This window comes from Pseudomonas sp. MDV22-iso1, assembly GCF_058145095.1.
In genome coordinates this window covers 52,678-73,411 of sequence record NZ_JBYVMF010000013.1, presented here as the reverse complement: position 1 = coordinate 73,411, position 20,734 = coordinate 52,678, and the positions used below count along the sequence as shown (strand labels likewise).

18 protein-coding genes and 1 pseudogene are annotated in these 20,734 nt (G+C 58.1%); 10 read left to right on the top strand and 9 right to left on the bottom strand.

Annotated elements, in window-relative coordinates; genetic code table 11:
- Window positions 1-12 precede the first annotated feature (12 nt).
- The gene (locus tag AC3ZVB_RS16230; RefSeq protein WP_490147120.1) at window positions 13-864 is read right to left on the bottom strand and encodes a LysR family transcriptional regulator; all 852 of its coding nucleotides are present in this window, start codon (window positions 862-864) and stop codon (window positions 13-15) included.
- A 116-nt stretch (window positions 865-980) separates the two neighbouring features.
- On the opposite strand from AC3ZVB_RS16230, the gene AC3ZVB_RS16225 reads away from it, so the two are divergent.
- The gene (locus AC3ZVB_RS16225) at window positions 981-2,657 is read left to right on the top strand and encodes an MFS transporter (protein WP_490147119.1); all 1,677 of its coding nucleotides are present in this window, start codon (window positions 981-983) and stop codon (window positions 2,655-2,657) included.
- A gap of 64 nt (window positions 2,658-2,721) precedes the next feature.
- Window positions 2,722-3,480 carry an SDR family oxidoreductase gene (locus AC3ZVB_RS16220; protein WP_490147118.1) on the top strand — a complete coding sequence of 253 codons (759 nt, stop codon included), beginning with the start codon at window positions 2,722-2,724 and terminating at the stop codon, window positions 3,478-3,480.
- Window positions 3,481-4,104: 624 nt separating this feature from the next.
- Here AC3ZVB_RS16220 and AC3ZVB_RS16215 read toward each other — a convergent pair.
- Complete coding sequence (locus AC3ZVB_RS16215) at window positions 4,105-5,025, bottom strand: LysR family transcriptional regulator (protein WP_194693166.1); 921 nt, start codon at window positions 5,023-5,025, stop codon at window positions 4,105-4,107.
- Between the two features lie 203 nt (window positions 5,026-5,228).
- Between AC3ZVB_RS16215 and AC3ZVB_RS16210 the strand changes: the two genes are divergently transcribed.
- Genes AC3ZVB_RS16210 through AC3ZVB_RS16200 form a run of 3 tightly spaced genes read left to right on the top strand, consistent with a single transcriptional unit; the run spans window position 5,229 to window position 6,859 of the window.
- Window positions 5,229-5,444: a tautomerase family protein gene (locus tag AC3ZVB_RS16210; RefSeq protein WP_162438041.1), complete on the top strand. Its 216-nt coding sequence runs from the start codon at window positions 5,229-5,231 to the stop codon at window positions 5,442-5,444.
- Entirely contained in the window at window positions 5,441-6,094 is a 654-nt protein-coding gene (locus AC3ZVB_RS16205; RefSeq protein ID WP_490147117.1) for a DsbA family oxidoreductase, read from the top strand. Before AC3ZVB_RS16210 ends, AC3ZVB_RS16205 begins: the two co-directional genes overlap by 4 nt.
- Before the next feature lie 51 nt (window positions 6,095-6,145).
- On the top strand, window positions 6,146-6,859 hold the full coding sequence (locus tag AC3ZVB_RS16200; RefSeq protein ID WP_162438039.1) for an SDR family NAD(P)-dependent oxidoreductase: 714 nt from the start codon (window positions 6,146-6,148) through the stop codon (window positions 6,857-6,859).
- Window positions 6,860-7,004: 145 nt separating this feature from the next.
- On the opposite strand, the gene AC3ZVB_RS16195 is transcribed toward AC3ZVB_RS16200, so the two are convergent.
- Entirely contained in the window at window positions 7,005-7,931 is a 927-nt protein-coding gene (locus AC3ZVB_RS16195; protein ID WP_490147116.1) for a universal stress protein, read from the bottom strand.
- Between the two features lie 247 nt (window positions 7,932-8,178).
- Here AC3ZVB_RS16195 and AC3ZVB_RS16190 point away from each other — a divergent pair, with 247 nt between their 5' ends.
- Entirely contained in the window at window positions 8,179-9,102 is a 924-nt protein-coding gene (locus AC3ZVB_RS16190) for a universal stress protein (protein WP_490147115.1), read from the top strand.
- 53 nt (window positions 9,103-9,155) lie between these two features.
- Here the strand turns inward: AC3ZVB_RS16190 and AC3ZVB_RS16185 are convergent.
- A pseudogene (locus tag AC3ZVB_RS16185) lies at window positions 9,156-9,719 on the bottom strand (GNAT family N-acetyltransferase).
- A 222-nt stretch (window positions 9,720-9,941) separates the two neighbouring features.
- On the opposite strand from AC3ZVB_RS16185, the gene AC3ZVB_RS16180 reads away from it, so the two are divergent.
- Window positions 9,942-10,853, top strand: a complete 912-nt coding sequence (locus AC3ZVB_RS16180; protein WP_490147114.1) for a universal stress protein — start codon at window positions 9,942-9,944, stop codon at window positions 10,851-10,853.
- 104 nt (window positions 10,854-10,957) lie between these two features.
- On the opposite strand, the gene fnr is transcribed toward AC3ZVB_RS16180, so the two are convergent.
- Complete coding sequence (gene fnr / locus AC3ZVB_RS16175) at window positions 10,958-11,701, bottom strand: fumarate/nitrate reduction transcriptional regulator Fnr (RefSeq protein ID WP_490147113.1); 744 nt, start codon at window positions 11,699-11,701, stop codon at window positions 10,958-10,960.
- Window positions 11,702-11,953: 252 nt separating this feature from the next.
- Here fnr and AC3ZVB_RS16170 point away from each other — a divergent pair, with 252 nt between their 5' ends.
- Both AC3ZVB_RS16170 and AC3ZVB_RS16165 read left to right on the top strand, forming a co-directional pair.
- A complete protein-coding gene (locus tag AC3ZVB_RS16170) occupies window positions 11,954-14,329 on the top strand; it encodes a phosphoketolase family protein (RefSeq protein ID WP_490147112.1) in 2,376 nt (791 codons plus the stop codon).
- A 51-nt stretch (window positions 14,330-14,380) separates the two neighbouring features.
- Window positions 14,381-15,265: a universal stress protein gene (locus AC3ZVB_RS16165; protein ID WP_194693157.1), complete on the top strand. Its 885-nt coding sequence runs from the start codon at window positions 14,381-14,383 to the stop codon at window positions 15,263-15,265.
- A 69-nt stretch (window positions 15,266-15,334) separates the two neighbouring features.
- Here AC3ZVB_RS16165 and AC3ZVB_RS16160 read toward each other — a convergent pair whose 3' ends face one another.
- On the bottom strand, window positions 15,335-15,760 hold the full coding sequence (locus AC3ZVB_RS16160) for a potassium channel family protein (RefSeq protein ID WP_162438032.1): 426 nt from the start codon (window positions 15,758-15,760) through the stop codon (window positions 15,335-15,337).
- 360 nt (window positions 15,761-16,120) lie between these two features.
- Here AC3ZVB_RS16160 and AC3ZVB_RS16155 point away from each other — a divergent pair, with 360 nt between their 5' ends.
- Window positions 16,121-17,041, top strand: coding sequence for a universal stress protein (locus tag AC3ZVB_RS16155; protein ID WP_490147168.1), 921 nt, complete (start codon window positions 16,121-16,123; stop codon window positions 17,039-17,041).
- A gap of 263 nt (window positions 17,042-17,304) precedes the next feature.
- Here the strand turns inward: AC3ZVB_RS16155 and arcC are convergent, their stop codons facing one another.
- From arcC to arcA, 3 genes are all read right to left on the bottom strand, one after another.
- Window positions 17,305-18,234, bottom strand: a complete 930-nt coding sequence (gene arcC / locus AC3ZVB_RS16150) for a carbamate kinase (RefSeq protein WP_490147111.1) — start codon at window positions 18,232-18,234, stop codon at window positions 17,305-17,307.
- Window positions 18,235-18,370: 136 nt separating this feature from the next.
- Window positions 18,371-19,381, bottom strand: a complete 1,011-nt coding sequence (locus AC3ZVB_RS16145; RefSeq protein ID WP_490147110.1) for an ornithine carbamoyltransferase — start codon at window positions 19,379-19,381, stop codon at window positions 18,371-18,373.
- A gap of 70 nt (window positions 19,382-19,451) precedes the next feature.
- Entirely contained in the window at window positions 19,452-20,708 is a 1,257-nt protein-coding gene (arcA, locus tag AC3ZVB_RS16140) for an arginine deiminase (protein WP_490147109.1), read from the bottom strand.
- Window positions 20,709-20,734: the final 26 nt, after the last annotated feature.

Sequence of the window (20,734 nt, the reverse complement as noted above, 5' to 3'; positions counted from 1 at the left end):
GCGCCGTGGCCATTAGGTCCCGATCATTTCGCCTGCGAGATTTGCGAGGGCACGGAGCCTGTCCATCTGCCGCATGTCGTGGTGATACCCCATCCAGATATCGCGCCCTGGTGGCTCACTGCCGACGTCTATCAATGTGAGGGCGGTCAATTGATCGCCTAATACACGGGGCAAAACCGCCACGCCCAATCCGCGACCGCACATCTGTGCTTGCACGGTACGGCTGCTGCTGGTGAACACGGTTTTCGCGCGGGGAAACATCTGCTGTAGCCACAGCACGTCAGGGTAGTGAGCTTGTGCTGTGTTCATAAGGATCAACCCGAGGCCTCCTCCATCTTGCGCGGGTGAGAAAGGCAAGTGCGCAGCAACGTAGAGTCCGTAGTTGAGTGTCGTGAGTCGACGTTGAACGATGTCCGGTTCGGTGAACGGCACAATGCGAAAGGCGATATCCGCATCACGACGCGTCAGGTCGAACAGGCGATGCCCGGCGATGACTTCCGGAACAATCAATGGGTATCGTCGAGACAGTTCGCTGAGTACGGGTGCCAGCACATAACAGGCGAACCAGTCAGCCGATGAAATCCGCAACAGCCCCTCAGGTTGACCGCTGTCGCCGGCGAGGTGCCGCTCAATTGAAAGCGCGCTTCGCTCCATTTCCTCGGCCAGCCCCAGAATTTTTTCACCGCTATCCGTCAGTACCAGGCCTTGCCCGGTGCGGCGGAAAAAAACCTGCCCGCTGTGCTGCTCAAGAACGTGCAGTCGCCGCCCCACGGTGGGGTGACTCACGCCAAGTTGCTTCGCGGCGGCGCCCAGCGAGCCGGTGCGGACTATCGCCAGGAAGACGCGCAAGTCGTTCCAGTCCATCGTCCACCTCTAACGAAAATGTACGGCGAAGATGCAGCAATGGCAGTCCCGTGGCAACCCCGGCCCACCGCACAATTGATCCATCCACGTCATGCGGCAAGCGAGAGGGGTTTCACATGAATATCGGTGGCAGCCTTACAAAAATGCACGAGGAATGTGCATCTCTGGCAGTGCCGCTGACGCTCGTCGACTCGGACAATAGACCCTCAACTACGGCAACAACCCCTGGGGCTTGCCGTTTTATCTGCCAGGCAGCGGACATGAATGAATATGAAGTCTGCCTGCGCCAGCTAGCTGTGTCTCTCTGGAGTTGCCCAATGACATCCAAACTGGATTGCGCCCCGGCAGCCGACTCGCGCCGATGGTTTGCGTTCGCTGTTCTTCTGATCGGTGCGTTTCTTCCGCCGCTGGACTTTTTCATCGTCAATGTTGCGTTGCCCTCAATCCGCAGTGGCCTGGCTATTACCCCCGCACAAGTTCAATGGGTGATCTCGGGCTATGCCGCCAGCTATGCCGTTTTTCTGATCACGGGAGGTCGCCTGGGTGATCTGCTGGGCCGCCGCCGAGTGTTCGTTGCGGGTATGGCCGGCTTCGGCGTTGCCTCCTTGATCTGTGGCCTTGCCAACTCGCCGACGATATTGATCTGCGGACGTGTGTTGCAAGGTTTGAGCGCGGCGGCAATGGCACCTCAGGGCCTGGCGTCCATTCATGCTCTGTTTCCGGAGCATGAACGTTCGCGTGCGTTGGCGGTGTATGGCGCGACGATTGGCTTCGCGGCGGTTGTCGCTCAGGCACTTGGAGGCCTGCTGATATCGATGAATGTTTGGGGCCTGCAATGGCGTGCAGTTTTCTTGATAAACCTGCCCATCGTCATCGCTGTTTTCATTGGCGGAATACGGCTGCTTCCCGATACCCGGAGCCAGACTCCGGCGCCACTGGATCGCATTGGAGTACTGCTATGTGCGCTGACCGTTGGGCTGCTGGTTGTACCGTTGGTTGAAGGCCGGGAAGCAGGGTGGCCATGGTGGCTTTGTCTGTTGCTGCTTGGATCACCGGCAGTCGCTGCGGCCTTTTGGCGCCACGAGATCGCGCTGGAGCGTCGAGGCGGCACACCACTGGTCAGTCCGCAACTCAGTCGAGCACCCGGCCTGATCGCCGGGCTGACGGGCGTACTGTTTTTCTACGTGATATCGGCATTCTTTCTAACGTTTTCGATTTACCTACAGGACGCGCTGGGGGCAACGCCATTGACCTCGGGGATGATGTTCGTCCCGTTTGGCGTGGGCTTTCTGATTGGCCCTTTGACAACTCCCTTTGCTATCCGCTTGTTCGGCCGTTTTGTTCCCGCCATTGGAATGATGCTTGAGGTACTGGGATGTCTGATCCTGAGCGTAGCGGTCGCTATCGCGCCGGCAGGGGAGAGCCCTCAATTGGCGCTCGTGATCCTCGCAGTGGGGTTACTCGGGTTTGGCCAGGGTTGGGCGCTGCCAACACTTATTCGAACCGTGATAGATCGTGCACCACCCGGCGGATCAGGAATGATCTCCGGCGTAGTCAATTCGGCCTTGCAGATCAGCGCCGCGCTGGGGGTGGCAGTACTCGGTGGAGTGTTTTACGCACTGGCGACTCCTGCGCAAACCCCTTCCTCGCTAGCCACCGGATTCATTGCAAGTCTGCTGGGCATCGCTGCCTGCCTGGTCGTTTCAGCGCTGCTGTCTGTGTATGCCTCGATGCCTCGTTTACCAAAAGCAACTGCTCCTTTCGGCGTTTCGGTCAGCCCGAACCTTGACTGACTCCAGCGCCGAGCAGTAGCCAAATTTTCAACTCACCCTATCTGCGTTACTCAGGAGTCAAAACATGTCTGGCAAATTTATCAATCAAGTGGCGGTCGTCACTGGCGGCTCGACGGGCATCGGCTTTGCGATTGCCCAAGCACTGTTAGCCGAGGGCGCTAAACGCGTTTATATCACCGGACGCTCGGCGGCAACGCTGGACGCTGCGGTTACCGTGTTGGGCGATAAGGCCGTGGCGGTGGTGTCTGACGTCGCTCGGCAGGCCGATCTCGATACGCTCAAATCCCTGGTCGAAGAACAGGACGGTCAACTCGACGCGGTGTTCGCCAATGCCGGTATATGCGAAAAAAACCCGGTGGGTGAAACGACAGAAGCCGCTTACTACAACCTGTTTGATATCAACGTTAAGGGCGTATTTTTCACCGTTCAGACGCTGTTGCCGTTGATGAAGGATGGCTCGTCAATCGTACTGACTGCCTCCATTTGTTCCAGCAACGGGATGGAAGGTTTGAGTCTGTACAACGCGTCCAAAGCTGCAGTGCGTTCATTTGCGCGCACGTGGGCCAATGAACTCAAAGGCCGAAAAATTCGCGCGAACGTGCTCAGCCCCGGCTTTACCAGAACACCGTTGATGGACAACGGACTAAAGATGGATGAGAGCCAGATCGAAGCACTTAAAAACCACGTAGAGCAAATCGTGCCGCTGGGCTACATGGCCCAACCGGAACACATAGCGTCGTGCGCACTGTTCCTTGCATCGGCTGACGCCTGTTACGTCAACGGCGTGGAACTGATGGTCGACGGTGGCCTTTCGCAAATCTAATGAAACGCCTGTCTGTGCAAAAGGCTTATTGACTGGGCAATTCCGTAGAGGAGAGCGGACGTCCAGCCGGGAGACCTTCGGCTGCAACAGCCTTGCGCCGGCGCAAAACACGAAAGTGCGGCGATTGCAGTGGCGCTCGAATGGGCTCGAACGGTACCCAGATGAGGGTGCTTCCAGACAGCGCCACGGCAATTGCTGCAGCATTGAGACCGCCCCAGCAAGGAACGTCCGCGATGAGAGCATTCCCACAGGAGGCACTCCTGGCGTTCTTGCGCCATGCCAGTGATTGAAGCATCACTTCCACGTCCGGGCGGCGTGAGAGATTGGCGATCGATTCTGATAGTGCCTGCGTGCTTACCGGATCGGGCGGCAAGAGATGGGGTCTGGATTGACTGCTTAATCGGGACTGAAAGTCTGGCCCCGCAGGCTTTGCTCGCGGATTGTTGGGGGTGCCTGAAGCGTTCGGTAAGACAGAAGGAACTGGCGGCAGGGAAGTGGATAGTTTGCGCAGGTCCATGGGTTTCTCTCTCGGGGGTGGTGGCAGGTCTGCAGGGTACTAATCTAATAGTCTACCAACTAGTAGGTTTAATCAATGAAGAGCCAACCTCACCACCGGATTGGGCCTCATGCCGCCCAGTCGGTCCGATACTGCAACAGAAAGTCGACGAATGCTCTTACCCGCTGAGGAACGTAGCGGCCATGGGGGTAGAGAAGGGTGTAGGGCCTGGAGCGGCCATTGTAGGGTTGGAGCACCTCGACGAGGGTCCCATCGGCCAGTTCTCGCTCGACAATGAATTGGTAAGTCTGGAAGAGACCGGCACTGTGTTTGGCCAGGGTTACGCCGCCCAGCACATCATCCGAACAGCAATATCCGCCCTCAGCGAAGACCTCACGTTGTTTGCCCTCGACGTTGAACAGCCATGAGATGCGTCGACCGCTGCTGGGCAGTTCAAATTGAATGCACTCGTGAGCGACAAGGTCATCCAGCGTCGTTGGCGTGCCTGCCTTGGCCAGGTATTCAGGTGTCGCGACCACTACCAGTTTTGCGTCTTCGAGCAAGCGGGCAATCAGGTTAGAGTCCGGTTGAGCCCGGACCCGAATCGCCAGATCATAGCCCTCCGCCACAAAGTCGATATTTCGGTTACCCAAGTGGATATCAACGGTGACGTCTGGATAAAGCGCTCGAAATTTCGGCAGAAGCGGCAAGATCCGGTGGTGCCCGTACGTGGTAGGAAGACTGATGCGCAGCTGTCCTGACGGCTTCGATTGAGCGCCCATGACTTCTTGTTGCGCTTCCACCAGTTGAGTCAGGGCTTGTCGGCACTGTTCGTAGAACACCCGTCCCGGTTCAGTCATCCGGATGCTGCGCGTGGTTCTCACGAACAGGCGTGATCCCAAGCGCTCTTCAAGACGTAAAATCGAGCGGCTTACTGCCGCAGGCGTAACACCGGCTACCTGCGCTGCTGCCGTAAAACTGCCCGTTTCCGAGGCGAGGCAAAACAGCTCGATGCTTCCAAGCTGCAGGTCATCAAAATGGCGCTTCATATTAATCACACTGAGTAATCGGCGAGGTGCGCGAAAGCATAACGTTGAGCCATGGCCCTGCAAAGGTTGGCTACGCTCGATTCATTACATCGCGTCACAAATGATGTACCCAGCCTCGCATTTATCCATTCCAGGCAACCTTCTACAGTTCATTCCACTTGCCGCCTCATCATGCCGATGGGGAGCGAACTGGAGACACTCCCATGCCTTTCATCAGTGTTCGTATTACCCGCGACGGCGTTACCAAAGAACAGAAAGCTCAGGTCATCGCCGAGATCACCAAAACCATGGAGACCGTGCTCAACAAGGATCCGCACCTGACGCATATCGTGATCGAGGAAGTGGATACCGATAACTGGGGCTACGCTGGAATAACCACCACCGAGTACCGCAAGTCGCTGGCGGAACCCACGTCATGAAGCCCGTCAGAGTTGATTTTGTGTCGGATGTCGTGTGCCCCTGGTGTGCGCTTGGCGCCACGGCCTTGCAACAGGCCATCGCCAATCTTGCCGGCGAAGTTGTCGTCGAGCTGACGTTTAAACCCTTCGAACTCAATCCGGATATGCCGGCCGAGGGTGAACACGCAGTCAGTCACATGATGCGCAAATATGGTCGCAGCGCCGGGGAAGTTGCCTCGCGTAATGACAGCGTGATCGCCCGCGGCAAGGCCATCGGCTTTGAGTTTGACCTGGCAAAACGCAGCCATTTCTACAACACCTTCGATGCTCACAGGCTGTTGTTCTGGGCGGCGCAAGACGGTCGACAGATCGCGCTGAAGAACATCCTGCTAAAGGCGTATTTCACCGACGGCCAGAACCCCAGCGACCCTGAAACCCTGGTGCGCCTGGCCGGTGAAGCGGGACTTTGCGCCGCTCGCGCCCGGCAGATACTGGACACCGGCGAGTTCGCCACGGAAATCAGAGAGCTGGAAGGTTTTTACCTTCAACGCGGCATCAACTCGGTCCCGGCCATGGTGATGAACGGTGGTCATCTAGTGTCCGGATCGCAGTCAGTCGCGGAATACGAACAGGTCCTCAGGCAAATGGCGCGCGAGTCCGCGGCAGCCTGATGGCCCGACTGTTCCATTGAAACTACTTTCATAATCTATCGAGGAATTATCATGAGCCATTCAAAAAAAGTCGTCGTGGTTACTGGCGCATCCCAGGGTCTTGGCGCAGGGATCGTCGAAGGTTTTCGTAAACTCGGCTATCAAGTAGTTGCGACTTCGCGCTCTATCAAACCGTCATCCGATCCGGACATCCTGACCGTCGCAGGTGACATTGCCGATCCGGCGACTGCCGAGAAAATCATCCGCGAAGGCGTAGCGCGTTTCGGGCGTATTGACACTCTGGTGAACAACGCCGGGATCTTCCTGGCCAAGCCGTTCACGGCCTATACCCGCGAAGATTACGTAAACACCGTGGCCACCAACATGGGCAGCTTCTTCCACATGTCGCAGCAGGCGATTGCCCAGATGGAGAAACAAGGTGAGGGTGGACATGTGGTCAGCATCACCACAACGCTGGTCGATCACGCCATCGATGGCGTGCCATCGGTGCTGGCGTCGCTGACCAAAGGCGGCATGAACGCCGCGACCAAATCCCTGGCGATCGAGTACGCCAAGCGCGGCATCCGCGTTAACGCTGTATCGCCGGGCATCATCAAGACCCCGATGCATGGTGAGGAAAGCCACGCCGCTCTGGGCAGCCTGCATCCGGTCGGCCACATGGGCGAGGTGCAAGACATTGTCGGGGCGGTGCTGTACCTGGACAGCGCCAACTTCGTCACTGGGGAAATCCTGCACGTCGATGGAGGTCAAAGCGCCGGTCACTGATGGAAACCACCAGTACCGGTGTAGCGATCAGGTGATCCTGTTGATGCCGCCACCCAATCCCACTGCTCGCAAGCATTGGGTTGGCGGCATTGTTCAGCGGTGCGCTGACACCCCATTCTCCCTCTCTCTGATTCGTGGGCGTCTTTCAGTCAGCCAGTTCTTCTGGAGAAACCACCCACACGCTGCAGGGCATTTTGTACAGCAGATGTTCCACCGTATTGCCGACCAATCGACCTATGCCCCGATGGCCGATCCGGCCCATGACGATGACGTCGATGCCATAGGCGTCCGCGTAACTGGAGAGAACCTTGGTCGGGTTGCCCATGATCATGTGCTGGCGCTCCGGCGGAATCCCGTTGCGCTCCGCCAGCTCGCGGAAGGCATCGCCCTGTGCATCGAACAGCGTCTTGGCAGTACCCGAGGAAAAGAATGCAGAAGCGTTTTCGAAGCCGAATTCGTCGGTGCTGATGGATGACAGGTCATGGGCATAGATCACATCGAGCGTCGCATTACAGGTGCTCGCCAGTTTTGAGGCCTCGCGCAAAATCCTGTCGTTGAAACCTTCGTATTGGCTATCGCGATGGAAAGGATCAACTGCGGCGACAATCTTGCGTGGCAGGGCGTGCTGCACGTGACTGACAAAATGCAAAGGCACGGGGCATTCGCGCAGTAGATGGATATCGAGCGGTGTGAACATCAGGCGCGACAGCAGTGACTCGTATTCGAGTGCCTTGATCAGTGCGGTCATCGGCTGTTCTTTAAGGTGAATGAGGATTTCCTGCAAGGGTCTTTCCACCCAGACCACTTCGGTGGTGACGTGCACGCCGATTTTGCGTAAGGGACGGGCCTGCTCTTCGAGCCATTGGCGATGGCGCTCGACATACCCGAGTCGCATCTGCTCCAGCGCTTGTTCGTTGACCATCCCGGCTGTCGCCAGCCCTTCCAGGTAATCGAACGCCACAATATGCAATGCCGCACCCGAAGCCTTGGCCAACGCCGCGGCCCGGTCGAACGCGGGGCTGTTTTCCATCAGGGGCGAGACGACCAGCATCAAACGTGAGTGCTCAGACATGACAAATCTCCCGTGGGTAATCCAGCGACGCCTGTGCGCAATCGCAACGGTGCTTCTGGGTAGTGAAGCCTCAGGCTCATCTTGCCGCTGGCCGGGGAGGCGATCGGTTGATCAAGATCAACTTTATCTGTCTTCAGTAACGTTAAACCGAGCGTCGTTGCTGATAAAGATCAAGTCGCCTCTGGCGGTAACGCTCAATCTGGAGTTCTACTCACTCCATCCAGATGGCCGCGTGCCGAGGTGTCCCATGTCGCAGACTCCGCGTTTACTGTTAATAGCCCCCTCAGCCATGACCCGCACGCCGGCGTTCGACCGTGCCGCCGCGTTGGCACTCGTTATGCAATTACCGTTGCACATCGTGGCGTTCGACTATTTGCAGGCTCTCGCGGTGGCTGGCCTGTTCGCCCATGAGCAGATGAGCCTGGCACGGGACGGTTATTTACAAACCCATCGACAATGGCTCGCGGAGCAAGCCGCGTTGTTGAGTCAACACGGTGTCGAGGTCACCAGTGAGGTGGTGTGGGTACAGCATCCTTACGAGGAGATTCTGCACTTGGTCAACGAAATGCCACTGGTGCTGATCATCAAGGATGCCCAGGAAGAGTCGGCGTTGAGACGGGTGTTTTTCACGCCGCTGGACTGGCAGTTGCTGCGCGATTGTCCGGTACCGGTGCATCTGGTGACCAATGCCCTCAATCCACGACCCCGCAACGTGCTGGCCATCGTCGATGTGCTGCGCAGCGAAGAGCAGGACCACGTGTTCAACGACCAGATTATCGACGCTGCGACCAAGCTGGCTGAACAATGTGACGCCCGGCTTGAGCTGCTGTATGTCTTTGACTGGACGACCGTGTATGCGCAGGACATGGGATTTGGTGCGCTGCCGCTGGCCGTCGGAATTTATGAAGCGTTGGGCGTGGCTCAGCACGGGGCGTTTGCGGCCCTGGCAGAGCGTCACGGCGTGCCATCGGAATGTCGGCACTTTATCGAGGGCGCACCGGTGTCCAGTATTTGTGAATTTGCCGCTGACCACCGCACCGATGTCATCGTAATGGGAACGGTGCAGCACAAGGGGTTGAACAAGCTGCTGGGGACCACGGCCGAACAACTCTTGCACCGGGCGCCTTGCAGTGTACTGGCGATCAAACCAAGCGAGATGTTGCAATCCTGAGACGTGGACAGCCCCGCAATGCACCGTTGGCCGGCACATCGCGGGGCGATTGTTTACAGGTAAAGGCGATGGATGACCTGACGGCTGTCATCGGGATCATTGTGCGTCTCGAAACCCAGTGCCTTGGCCAGGTCGCGCATCGGCGCATTGCTGGAGGCATCCACCGAATACATCTGCCGAAAACCGTTTCTGCGGGCGGCCTTGATCAGATGCTCCATCAGTAACGTACCCAGCCCCAGGTGTTTCCATTCATCGGCGACTGTCACGGCGCATTCACATTCATGCTCGCCCGTGGCGGCGTAGCGGCTGACGCCGATCTCAATCTATTGGCCGTTTTCGTGGACCAGCGCGATGTAGGCTGTGCGCTGTTTGTTATCGGTGTCCATCAACTGGTTAAGCATGGCGGCGCCAGGTTCGTTGATCTGCGCAAGAAAACGCATGTGCCGGGACTCGGGAGACAGCCGTTTGATAAAGGCGTATTCACGCTCGCGGTCTTTTTCCGCCAGCGGCCGTATCAGCACGTGACGACCATCCTTGAGCGCTTCGATCCAGTGTTGTCCGGTGACCGCGGCGTAGGCGGCAGCGGCACGATCATTGTGGTCTTTGACGGTGAGCATGGGGTGATCCTCCATGGGTTTGAAAAGTTGGCGCGTGGTGATGGGCCCCGCGGTTCATTCCTTTCTACGCCGCCGGCACCGCCAGAATCTGATCTGGATCAGAGAGACGTAACGTGAGAATTCATTTACGCGTGTTTGATGTAAATCAACCTGGGGGAGGGGGCAACTAGCGCATGGTGAAACCTCCGGCGTTTAACGACCGGTGTCGAGTCGAGGTGTGTGATGGGTCTATATCAACGTTTGTTGCTGATCGCCGACCAAACCCTGCATCAGTCTCCCGCCCTGCTGCGTGCCGTCGCGTTGGCCAAGGCGAGTGGGGCTGTGCTGGATGTGCGGGCCTTTGTCGAGCCCGCACCGATCGTGCATGTGTGGGAAGAGAAAATCGACGACGCAGGGTATCAGCGCTATCTGCGCCGCTATCGCCGCTGGGAGGTCGAAGAGTTCGAGCGGCTCAGCGGCCTGGGACTGGAGGTGACCGTCAAAGTTGTGTTCACGACCCATCCGCTACTGGATATATTGAACGCGGTCGAAGATCTCAAGCCGGACTTGCTGATCAAGGATGTCACCTTGGAGCCTGTGCTCAAGCGGGTGTTCATCACGCCGCTTGATTGTCACTTGCTGCGCGAATGCCCGATCCCCGTGCACTTGGTCAATCACGCCCGTTACGGTTTGCCGCATCGGGTCGTCGCCGCGGTGGACCCGTTTGATCCGTCGACACAAATCGGCGGCCTGAACGACACCATCATTCAGAACGCCAACGCACTGGCCTTGCAATGCGACGCGCCGCTGCACCTGCTTTACGCCTATGACTTGTCGCCGGCCTTCAATAGCGATGCGCCGCTGGTCGGCGGTGGCTGGAGCGTGGACTACGTTGAGGAACTGCGTGAATCCCTGCACCTGGCGTTTGTCACCCTGGCCGATCGTTACGGCGTACCGCCGGAGCGGCGGCATTTCGTCATGGGTCTGCCAGTGCCGGTGATTAGCGAGTTTGTCGAGCAATACCTGGCCGATGTGGTGGTGATGGGCACGGTGCACCGAGTGGGGATTGACCGGTTGATCGGCAGTAATACCGAGCGAGCGTTGTACTCGGTGCCGGGCAGCATTCTGGCCGTCAAGTCGAACATCAGGGGGTGAGCACGATCGCTCCCTTGAACTGCCCGGCCCTGAGCACGCCAAGGCCTGATTAGCATCGTTCAGTGCAACATGGCACGCATGACAATCCTCCAGACGTGCGGATGTCAGCGTGGGGAGCGATGACAGCCCGCGACCAGCTGCTTGAGCCCTTCCATGTTCTGGATTTTGACGTCTCGGCCCGATATTTCTACCAGTCCCTGATCCCGCAGGTGCGCAATGCCCCGGCAGATGGTTTCCAGTCGCAGCCCCAGGTAGGAGCCGATTTCTTCGCGACGCATTTTCAGCACGAAGTCTCTGGATGAATAGCCGCGGATACTGAAACGTTGCGACAGGTTCAGCAGAAAAGCCGCCAGTCGCTCATCCGAGTTCATATTGCCCATGAGCATCAACATGCTGTGATCACGCACGATTTCACGGCTCAGGAGCCTGTTAAGGTTGTGCTGCAGCGACGGCAGGTTTTGGGCGAGTTTCTCCAGTTGCGCGAAGTGGATGGGGCAGACTTCGCTGTCTTCGAGGGCAAACGCGTTGCAGGCGTGCTCATCGGCGCTGATGGCGTCCAGACCGAGCATCTCGCCGGGTATGTGAAAACCCGTGACCTGTTCACGACCATCGACTGACAACATGCTGGTCTTGAATGAGCCGATACGGACTGCGTAAAGCGAACGCAACGGGTCGCCCGTGCGGTACAACGCGGCACCCTTTTTGACCTTGAAGCGTTGCACGATCAGCGTATCCAGTCGTTCGACTTCCGCGCCGCTCAAGCCAATCGGCAGGCACAACTCCAACACACTGCAATTGGAACAGGCGGCCTTGAGGTAATGAACTTGAAGGGGACGTGTTTCAGGCATGGGAGGGACGCCATCCGGGGGTGTGCTAAGCATAGATGGTGAGTCTTTGGGCGCGCAGCTCATTCGGGCGTTAGCCGGGGTAATCGACGAACGGGGAAAACTCGCGTCTTACGGGCCGATGTTCAGAGCAGTCCCACGCCATTCAACGTGATCACCGACGGCGAGACTTGATGTAAATCAAGTCCTGGACGTTTCAGACTCCCAGAATCCACCAATGACTATCGGTAGGTCGAGCCGTTGGCGGAGAAGTACATGAACGATTTTCTGAGTGACAAGCAACTGGAGGGACTGGATGCCTATTGGCGGGCCTCCAATTATCTGGCCGTCGGGCAGATCTACCTCAAGGACAACCCGCTGCTGGCGCAACCGCTGACCCTGGCGCACATCAAGCCGCGCTTGTTGGGGCACTGGGGCACGACACCGGGGCTGAACCTGATCTACACCCACCTCAATCGGTTGATCAATCAGTACGACCTGAACATGCTCTTCGTTGCCGGCCCCGGTCATGGTGGGCCAGCGGTTGTCGCGCAGACTTATCTGGAAGGGACGTATACCGAGTTTTATCCCTCGGTGGAACGCAACACTAACGGTCTGGTTCGCCTGTTTCGGCAGTTTTCATGGCCTTACGGAATCTCCAGCCATGTCTCGGCGCAGATTCCGGGGTCGATCCATGAAGGCGGCGAACTGGGCTATAGCCTGGCCCATGCCTATGGCGCCGCGTTTGACAATCCTGACCTGATCGTCGCCTGCGTGATCGGTGACGGTGAGGCCGAAACGGGGACGCTGGCCGCCAGTTGGCACTCCAACAAGTTCCTCAACCCGGCACGTGACGGGGCTGTGTTGCCGATCCTGCACCTCAACGGCTACAAAATTGCCAACCCCACGGTGCTGTCCAGAATCAGTGAGGAGGAACTGTCAGCCCTGATGTATGGCTATGGTTACGACCCGTATTTCGTCGAAGGTGATGACCCTGTGCAGGTGCACCAGGCGATGGCTCAAACGCTGGACACGATGGTGCTGAAAATTCGTGAAATCCAGCTTGCGGCGCGTCGGCCTGGGCCATCCGGACCACCAGAGCGACCGCTTTGGCCAATGCTGATATTGCGCACGCCCAAAGGCTGGACCGGGCCGAAGTTCGTCGATGGCCATCGTGTTGAAGGCACCTGGCGCGCGCATCAAGTGCCGCTGGCCGACTTCCAGCAGCCGATTCACCTGCGGCAACTGGAGGAATGGCTCGAAAGTTATCGTCCCGGTGAACTGTTTGATGCCAATGGCACCTTGCTGCCGGAGATCGCTGCACTGGCACCCACCGGGCACCGGCGCATGAGCGCCAATCCCCATGCCAACGGTGGACTGCAGTTGCGACCTCTGGATTTGCCGCGTTTTAGCGACTATGCCGTGAAGTTCGAAGTGCCTGGCAGCTTGCGCGCGGAGGCCACACGAGTCATGGGCTCGTTTCTGCGCGACGTGATGAAAAACAGTCTGGGCGCGAGCAACTTTCGTCTGTTCGGCCCGGATGAAACCGCTTCGAACCGACTGGATGCGGTCTACGAGGTCAGTGCCAAGGCATGGATGGAACCGCTGGAGCCCGATGATCTCAACCTAGCCGCCGACGGCCGGGTGATGGAAATCCTCAGCGAACAGGTATGCGAGGGTTGGCTCGAAGGCTATCTGCTGACGGGCCGCCATGGTTTGTTGTCCTGTTACGAGGCGTTCATCCATATCGTCGATTCGATGGTCAATCAGCATGCGAAATGGCTGAAAACCGCCGCCGAGGTGCCGTGGCGCAAACCCGTTGCTTCGCTCAATTTTTTGCTGACGTCCCACGTCTGGCGTCAGGACCATAACGGTTTCTCTCACCAGGACCCGGGGTTCATCGATCTGGTGGCGAATAAAAAGTCGGACGTGGCGCGAATTTACCTGCCGCCCGATGCCAATTGCCTGTTGTCGGTGGCTGACCACTGCCTGAGAAGCCGCAACTACATCAATGTCATCGTCGCCGGCAAGCAACCGGAATGGCAGTGGCTGGATATCGATGCCGCCATCAGTCATTGCCAGACCGGCATTGGCCGATGGGACTGGGCGTGCCGGGATGATCAAGACCCGGACGTGGTCATGGCCTGCGCCGGTGACGTCCCGACCCTGGAGACCCTGGCTGCCGTGACCCTGTTGCGCGAGTACGTGCCGGATCTGCGGGTGAGGGTGGTCAATGTCGTGGACTTGATGGTGCTGCAGCCGTCGTTCCAGCATCCCCACGGCTTGTCGGACAGTGCGTTCGATGAATTGTTTACTGTCGACAAGCCAGTGATCTTCGCCTTCCATGGCTACCCTGCGCTGATCCACCGACTGTTGTACAAACGCAACAATCACGAGAATTTCCACGTTCGTGGCTTCAAGGAGGAGGGCGCGACCACCACACCGTTCGACATGGCGGTGATCAACAACCTGGATCGCTATCAATTGGCGCTGGATGTCATCGAGCGCGTGCCCCGGCTGCACGATCAGTTACAAACCGCGCGGTCGCGCTATTGGTCGATCATGGAGAAACACAAGCTTTACCTCATTGAACACGGGCAAGACATGCCCGAGGTACTGAACTGGCAATGGACGCCAGTGGCGGGTCGCTGAGGTCCGACAGAGCCGCGCGACATCGAATACCCACCTGACTGGAGGCAGATCATGAGCCAGTATCAACGGTTGTTAGTGATCATCAACCCGGCCGCGCGCCATTCTCAGGCAATCAATCATGCTGCAGCGCTGGCCAAGGCGAGCAGCGCGAGTTTGCATATTGTCGCCTTGATTCCTTCGTTGAAAATGTTGTCGCTGCTCGAAGAAGGCGACCGGGAAAAGGCTCGGGAGCTTTACCTGCAAGACCATCACGACTGGCTAAAGGACCAGGCAAAAAATCTGCGGGGCAGGGGGATCGATGTGACCACCGAGGTGGCCTGGGCCGATGACATGAAGCAAGACATCCTGGATCACGTCTCGGAAATGCAGCCCGACCTGTTGATCAAGGAAGTTCAGCATGAATCAGCGCTCAAGCGTGCCTTTTTCACGCCTCTGGATTGGCATTTGCTGCGTCACTGTTCGATACCGGTTTACCTGGTGGGCGGGAGCGGCTTCGTGCCGCCGCGCAAGGTTGTGGCGGCGGTCGAAGTGTCGGACGTCGAGTCTCCCGACGACGAACTCAATGACCGGATCATCCAGCAAGCCAGCGGCCTCGCCATGCAGTGTGATGCCGAGTTGCATTTGCTGTACGCCTGCAATATTTCCGCCGCCTTTCTGGCGGACATGGGCGGTCTGACGCTGGCTGACCTCACCAAAGCGCTGCGCAGAGACCTGGAAAAATCTTTCCTCACGTTGGCCGGTCGGTATGGGGTGCCCTCCGATCGTCGACACTTCATTCCAGGACACCCCGTCACGGCGCTGAGCGAGTTCGCTAACGAGCATCAAGTGGATGTGATCGTGATGGGTAGAGTCCAATCCCATGGGCTGGACAAGCTGTTGGGCAGTACGACCGAGCATATTTTGTATCAAGTGCCTTGCAGCGTCCTGGCGGTCTGAGCCTGAAGAGACACAGGCCGTTTATGCCAGACCGACAGAAGGGTCTGGCAAAGCGTATACCTGCGCTTGTTATTTGCTCTTCCAGTATTTCTGCATTTCGAGAAATAGAAACGAGGCCGTCCAGGAAATGAGTACCAGACCGGTCAACGCCTGCAGGCCGGTCAGGTACTTGAGTTTACCGACGGGTGAAATATCGCCGAAACCGATCGTCGTGTAGGTAGTGAAGGAAAAATAGACACAGTCCAGCATTGAACCATCGAAGTTGCCCGTCAGGCCGCCCCATTCGCCGGAACGCACCATTAGGTAATAGACCAGCGCGAAGCACCAGACTTCGAGCGCATGAGCTACCAGCGCGCCGAATACCCCGACGACAATCCTGAAACGACTCCAAAGCTTGAGCCGCGGAAGCCAATCGTTCAGGCGCAACAGGCATTCGTAGTGGATCACCACGACGAGGATGACCACCAGCGTATTGATCAACGTGACTGCCAGCATGGCGAACCTCCGGCGGTGCAGGAGCGTAGCGCCAGTAATCCGCCATTGACGGGACACAGCGCCCGGTTCTTTTTTTTACGCCTGAGTGGCGCCAAGACATTGAGCTAAATCAACAAGGCTTCAGTGAGTTCCTCACTTATCGCCAGCGGGCCATTAGTTGACAAAAATCAGAGTGTGCAGGCGATGAGGTCAGATACTTGGGTCAACGATCTGTAGCTTTTCCGGTTGAGATAAACCGAAGGGAAAAGTCATGAATAAGCCGACATGAAGGCGGAACAGGCGCAGGCAACGGCCAGGAGTCCCGGACAGGAAGCCGGTTTGCAGTCAGGCAGGTAACGCGTTCCAGGGACGAGGTCTATGATGCTGAAACTTAAACGTATTCTATTGATTGCCCCCAGCGAAATGATCCGCACGCCAGCGTTTGACCGGGCGCACACACTGGCCTGTTCCACCGGAGCCTTGTTGCACATCGTCGCGTTCGACTATGTGCAAGCGCTGGCGGTGGCCGGGCTGTTTGATCACGATGCGATGGCGCAGGCACGGGAGGGCTACTTGCAGGTGCATCGACACTGGCTGGAGCAGCAAGCCCGGTTTCAGCGATGCATCGGGTTGCAGGTAACCACCGAGGTGGTCTGGGCCAAATCCACCGCGGTGCATATGCTTGAGTACGTCAATGACTTCCATGCGGATCTGGTGATCAAGGACACCCAGCATGTACCGGCACTCGATCGCGCGTTCCATCGGCCCCTGGACTGGCTGTTGCTGCGCAACTGTCCGGCCCCCTTGCATCTGGTTACTGAAGCTAAAAATCCCAAACCGGTGAAAATCCTAGCGACCATCGATCTGTCCCATCTGGAGGAGCTGACCCAAGGGCTCAATGACCGGATTCTCGACCTGGCCTCAACGTTGGCGGCCTCCTGTGGCGCCGCCTTGCACGTGTTGAATGTCAATAACTGGTCGGTGATGGGCGACGCTACGAGGAGTGTGCCAACACTGAGTCTGGATGACAGTTTGAGAGACGCCGTCAACGATGCCCAGAAGGAGGCCTTTGAGGTACTTGTCGAACGTTATGGCATCGACAAAAAATGCCAACATCTACGGACCGGCATTCCCCACAAGGTGATCGGACTTTTCGCCCAACAGAATGCATTCGACATGGTGGTGCTGGGCACGGTCTATCACCACGGGATCGACAGGTTAATCGGCAGTACTGCCGAGAGCGTACTGAACAGGGCCCCGTGCAGCTTGACGATCGTCAATTCATTGCCTTGGTTTGACTGAAACGATGACCCGGTCGCGCCCGCTGTTGATAAAAATCAACTGCTCTTGCGCCAAAAGGAGCGATCAATAGCGCTCCCATGAATGTTCAAGGAGACGGTCATGCGTATGACATTTCTCGGTGCAGCAGGCACGGTCACCGGCAGCAAATACCTGCTGGAACATCGCGACAGCGTCGAACTAATCCAAATTGATCAGCCTTGAAGGTCATTACGCTGACGAGAGTAGCCTCATCAGCGGGTGCCCTTCAGTACCCCAAAGCAATGTCAACGGAAGCGGATACCTTCCTCGGTTGTACTGATTTGAGTGCCTGCTGCGCCGTTGACGATATCTTCAATGTCGGCCAGTGACCCGATGGCTGCCACTTTGCCGGTGTTGCGAGCGAACTGGCAGGCTGCCTGCACCTTTGGCCCCATGGAGCCGGCCGCGAAGGCGAGTTTTTCCAGTTCATCAGGATGAGCATGGGCGATAGTTTTCTGGGTGGGTTTGCCGAAGTCGATGAAAGCGGCGTTGACGTCGGTGGCGATCACCAACAGATCACTGTTCAGCTGTTCGGCCAGCAGCGCCGAGCACAGGTCCTTGTCGATCACCGCTTCCACACCCTGGAGTTTGCCATCGGCGCCGTACACCGTCGGAATGCCGCCACCGCCGGCACAAATCACAATGCTGCCTTTTTCCAGCAACCATTTTATCGGGCGGATTTCGAAGATACGTTTCGGTATCGGACTGGCGACCACACGGCGGTATTTGTCGCCGTCCGGGGCAATGGCCCAGCCTTTATCGGCGGCGAGTTTTTCCGCTTCGGCCTTGGTGTAGACCGGGCCGATGGGTTTGCTCGGGTGCTGGAACGCCGGGTCGTTGGCGTCGACTTCGACCTGAGTCAGCAGCGTGGCAAACGGCACTTCGAAGTCCAGCAGGTTGCCCAGTTCCTGCTCGATGATGTAGCCGATCATGCCGTCTGTTTCGGCGCCAAGCACGTCCAACGGGTAAGGGGACACCGAGGTGTAGGCCGCCGCTTGCAGTGACAGCAGGCCCACTTGTGGACCATTGCCGTGGGCGATGATCAGTTGGTTGCCAGGGTGGATCTTTGCGATCTGCTCAGCGGCGATCCGGATGTTGGCGCGCTGGTTGTCCGCGGTCATGGGTTCACCCCGGCGGAGCAGGGCGTTACCGCCCAAAGCAACGACGATACGCATGGTGCATGTCCTTCTGGAAGAGAAAGCGGGCCTGTGGGAGCTGGCTTGCCAGCGATGGCATCACCGCGGTGTCTCTGAAACACCGAGGTGTGGCCATCGCTGGCAAGCCAGCTCCCACAAGGAGCCAGGGTGGCCGTTAGAGATCTGCCAACGCCGACACCAGAATCGCCTTGATGGTGTGCATGCGGTTTTCCGCTTGCTCGAAGGCGATGTTGGCCGGCGATTCGAAGACCTCTTCAGTCACCTCAACGCCATTGGCCAAGTGCGGATAGCGCGCGGCAATGTCTTTGCCGACCTTGGTTTCGCTGTTGTGGAACGCGGGCAAACAGTGCATGAATTTCACGCGCGGGTTGCCCGAAGCCTTCATCATGGAGGCGTTGACCTGATACGGCATCAGTTGCTCGATGCGCTCGTCCCACGCTTCCACCGGTTCACCCATCGACACCCAGATGTCGGTGTGGATGAAGTCCACGCCTTTGACCGCTTCTTTCGGGTCTTCGGTGATGGTGATGCGTGCGCCACTGTCTTCGGCGAAGGCTTCGCATTGAGCAATGAAATCAGCGCGCGGCCACAAGGCTTTCGGTGCGGCGATGCGCACGTCCATGCCCAGTTTGGCGCCGATCATCAGCAGCGAATTACCCATGTTGTAGCGGGCGTCGCCGAGGTAGGCGTAGCTGATGTCGTGCAGCGGCTTGTCGCTGTGTTCACGCATGGTCAGGGTGTCGGCGATCATTTGCGTCGGATGGAATTCAGCGGTCAGTCCGTTGAACACCGGCACGCCGGCGAACTTGGCCAGCTCTTCGACGATTTCCTGTTCGAAGCCGCGGTATTCAATGGCGTCGAACATCCGCCCCAGCACGCGGGCGGTGTCCTTCATGCTTTCCTTGTGGCCGATCTGCGACGACACCGGGTCGATGTAGGTGACGTGAGCGCCTTGGTCGTGGGCCGCGACTTCGAAGGCGCAACGGGTGCGGGTCGAGGTTTTTTCGAAGATCAGTGCGATGTTCTTGCCTTGCAGGTGTGGACGCTCGGTGCCGGTGTACTTGGCGCGTTTGAGGTCACGGGACAAGTCCAGCAGGTAGTGCAGCTCGCGCGTCGTGTGGTGCATCAGCGAGAGCAGGCTGCGGTTGCGCATGTTGAAAGCCATGATGGGATCTCCTTGAGTTTGGGTTATCCACCTGCTTCCCGCTTTATGAGCGCGAAGCAGGGCACAGGAATCAATAGTCGATAGGATCGCGGATGATCGGGCAGGTCATGCAATGGCCACCACCACGCCCGCGACCGAGTTCGCCGGCGCTGATGGTGATGACTTCCACACCGGCCTTGCGCAGCAGCGTATTGGTGTAGGTGTTGCGGTCGTAGCCGATCACCACGCCCGGTTCCACGGCCACCACGTTGTTGCCGTCGTCCCACTGCTCGCGTTCGGCGGCGAAGCTGTTGCCGCCGGTTTCCACCACGCGCAACGTTTTCAGGTTGAGCGCCTTGGCCACGGTGTCGAGGAAGTTGGTATCTTCGCGACGAATGTCGATACCGCCCGGTTTGCTGTCGTCAGGGCGCAGGGTGAAGGCGACGATCTGGCTGACCACTTCCGGAAAAATCGTCACCAGGTCGCGGTCGCAGAAGCTGAACACGGTGTCCAGGTGCATCGCTGCGCGGGATTTCGGCAGGCCTGCGACGATTACGCGCTCTACGACGTTGTGCTTGAACAGGTTCACCGCCAGCTGGCCGATGGCCTGGCGCGAGGACCGTTCGCCCATGCCGATCAACACAACACCGTTACCGATGGGCATCACGTCGCCGCCTTCGAGTGTGGCGTTGCCGTGTTCCTGATCCGGATCGCCATACCAGATCTGGAAGTCAGCGTTGGTGAACTCCGGGTGAAATTTGTAGATGGCGCTGGCCAGCAACGTTTCCTGACGGCGCGCCGGCCAGTGCATCGGATTCAGCGTCACGCCACCGAAAATCCAGCAGGTGGTGTCGCGGGTGAACTGGGTGTTGGGTAACGGCGGCAGAATGAAGCTCGAGTGGCCGAGGAAATCGCGGAACATCTGAATGGTCTTGCCGCCGAAGCTGTCCGGCAGATCATCCGCCGACACGCCGCCAATCAGGAACTCGGCAATCTTGCGCGACTCCAGGCTGCGCAGCCACGAGCTGACTTCGTTGACCAGGCCCAAGCCCACTGAATTGGCTGTGATCTTGCGCTCCAGGATCCAGTTCAGGGCTTCAGGGATGGCGACGATGTCGGTCAGCAGGTTGTGCATTTCCAGTACGTCGACATTGCGCTCGCGCATTTTGGTGACGAAGTCGAAATGGTCGCGCTTGGCTTGGGCGACCCACAGCACATCATCGAAAAGAAGCTCGTCGCAGTTGTTCGGGGTCAGCCGCTGATGGGCCAGGCCGGGAGAGCAAACCATGACTTTGCGCAGTTTTCCGGCTTCGGAATGTACGCCGTACTTAACTTTTTCCGTGGTCATTGCAGTGATCCTCCAGATGACAACTC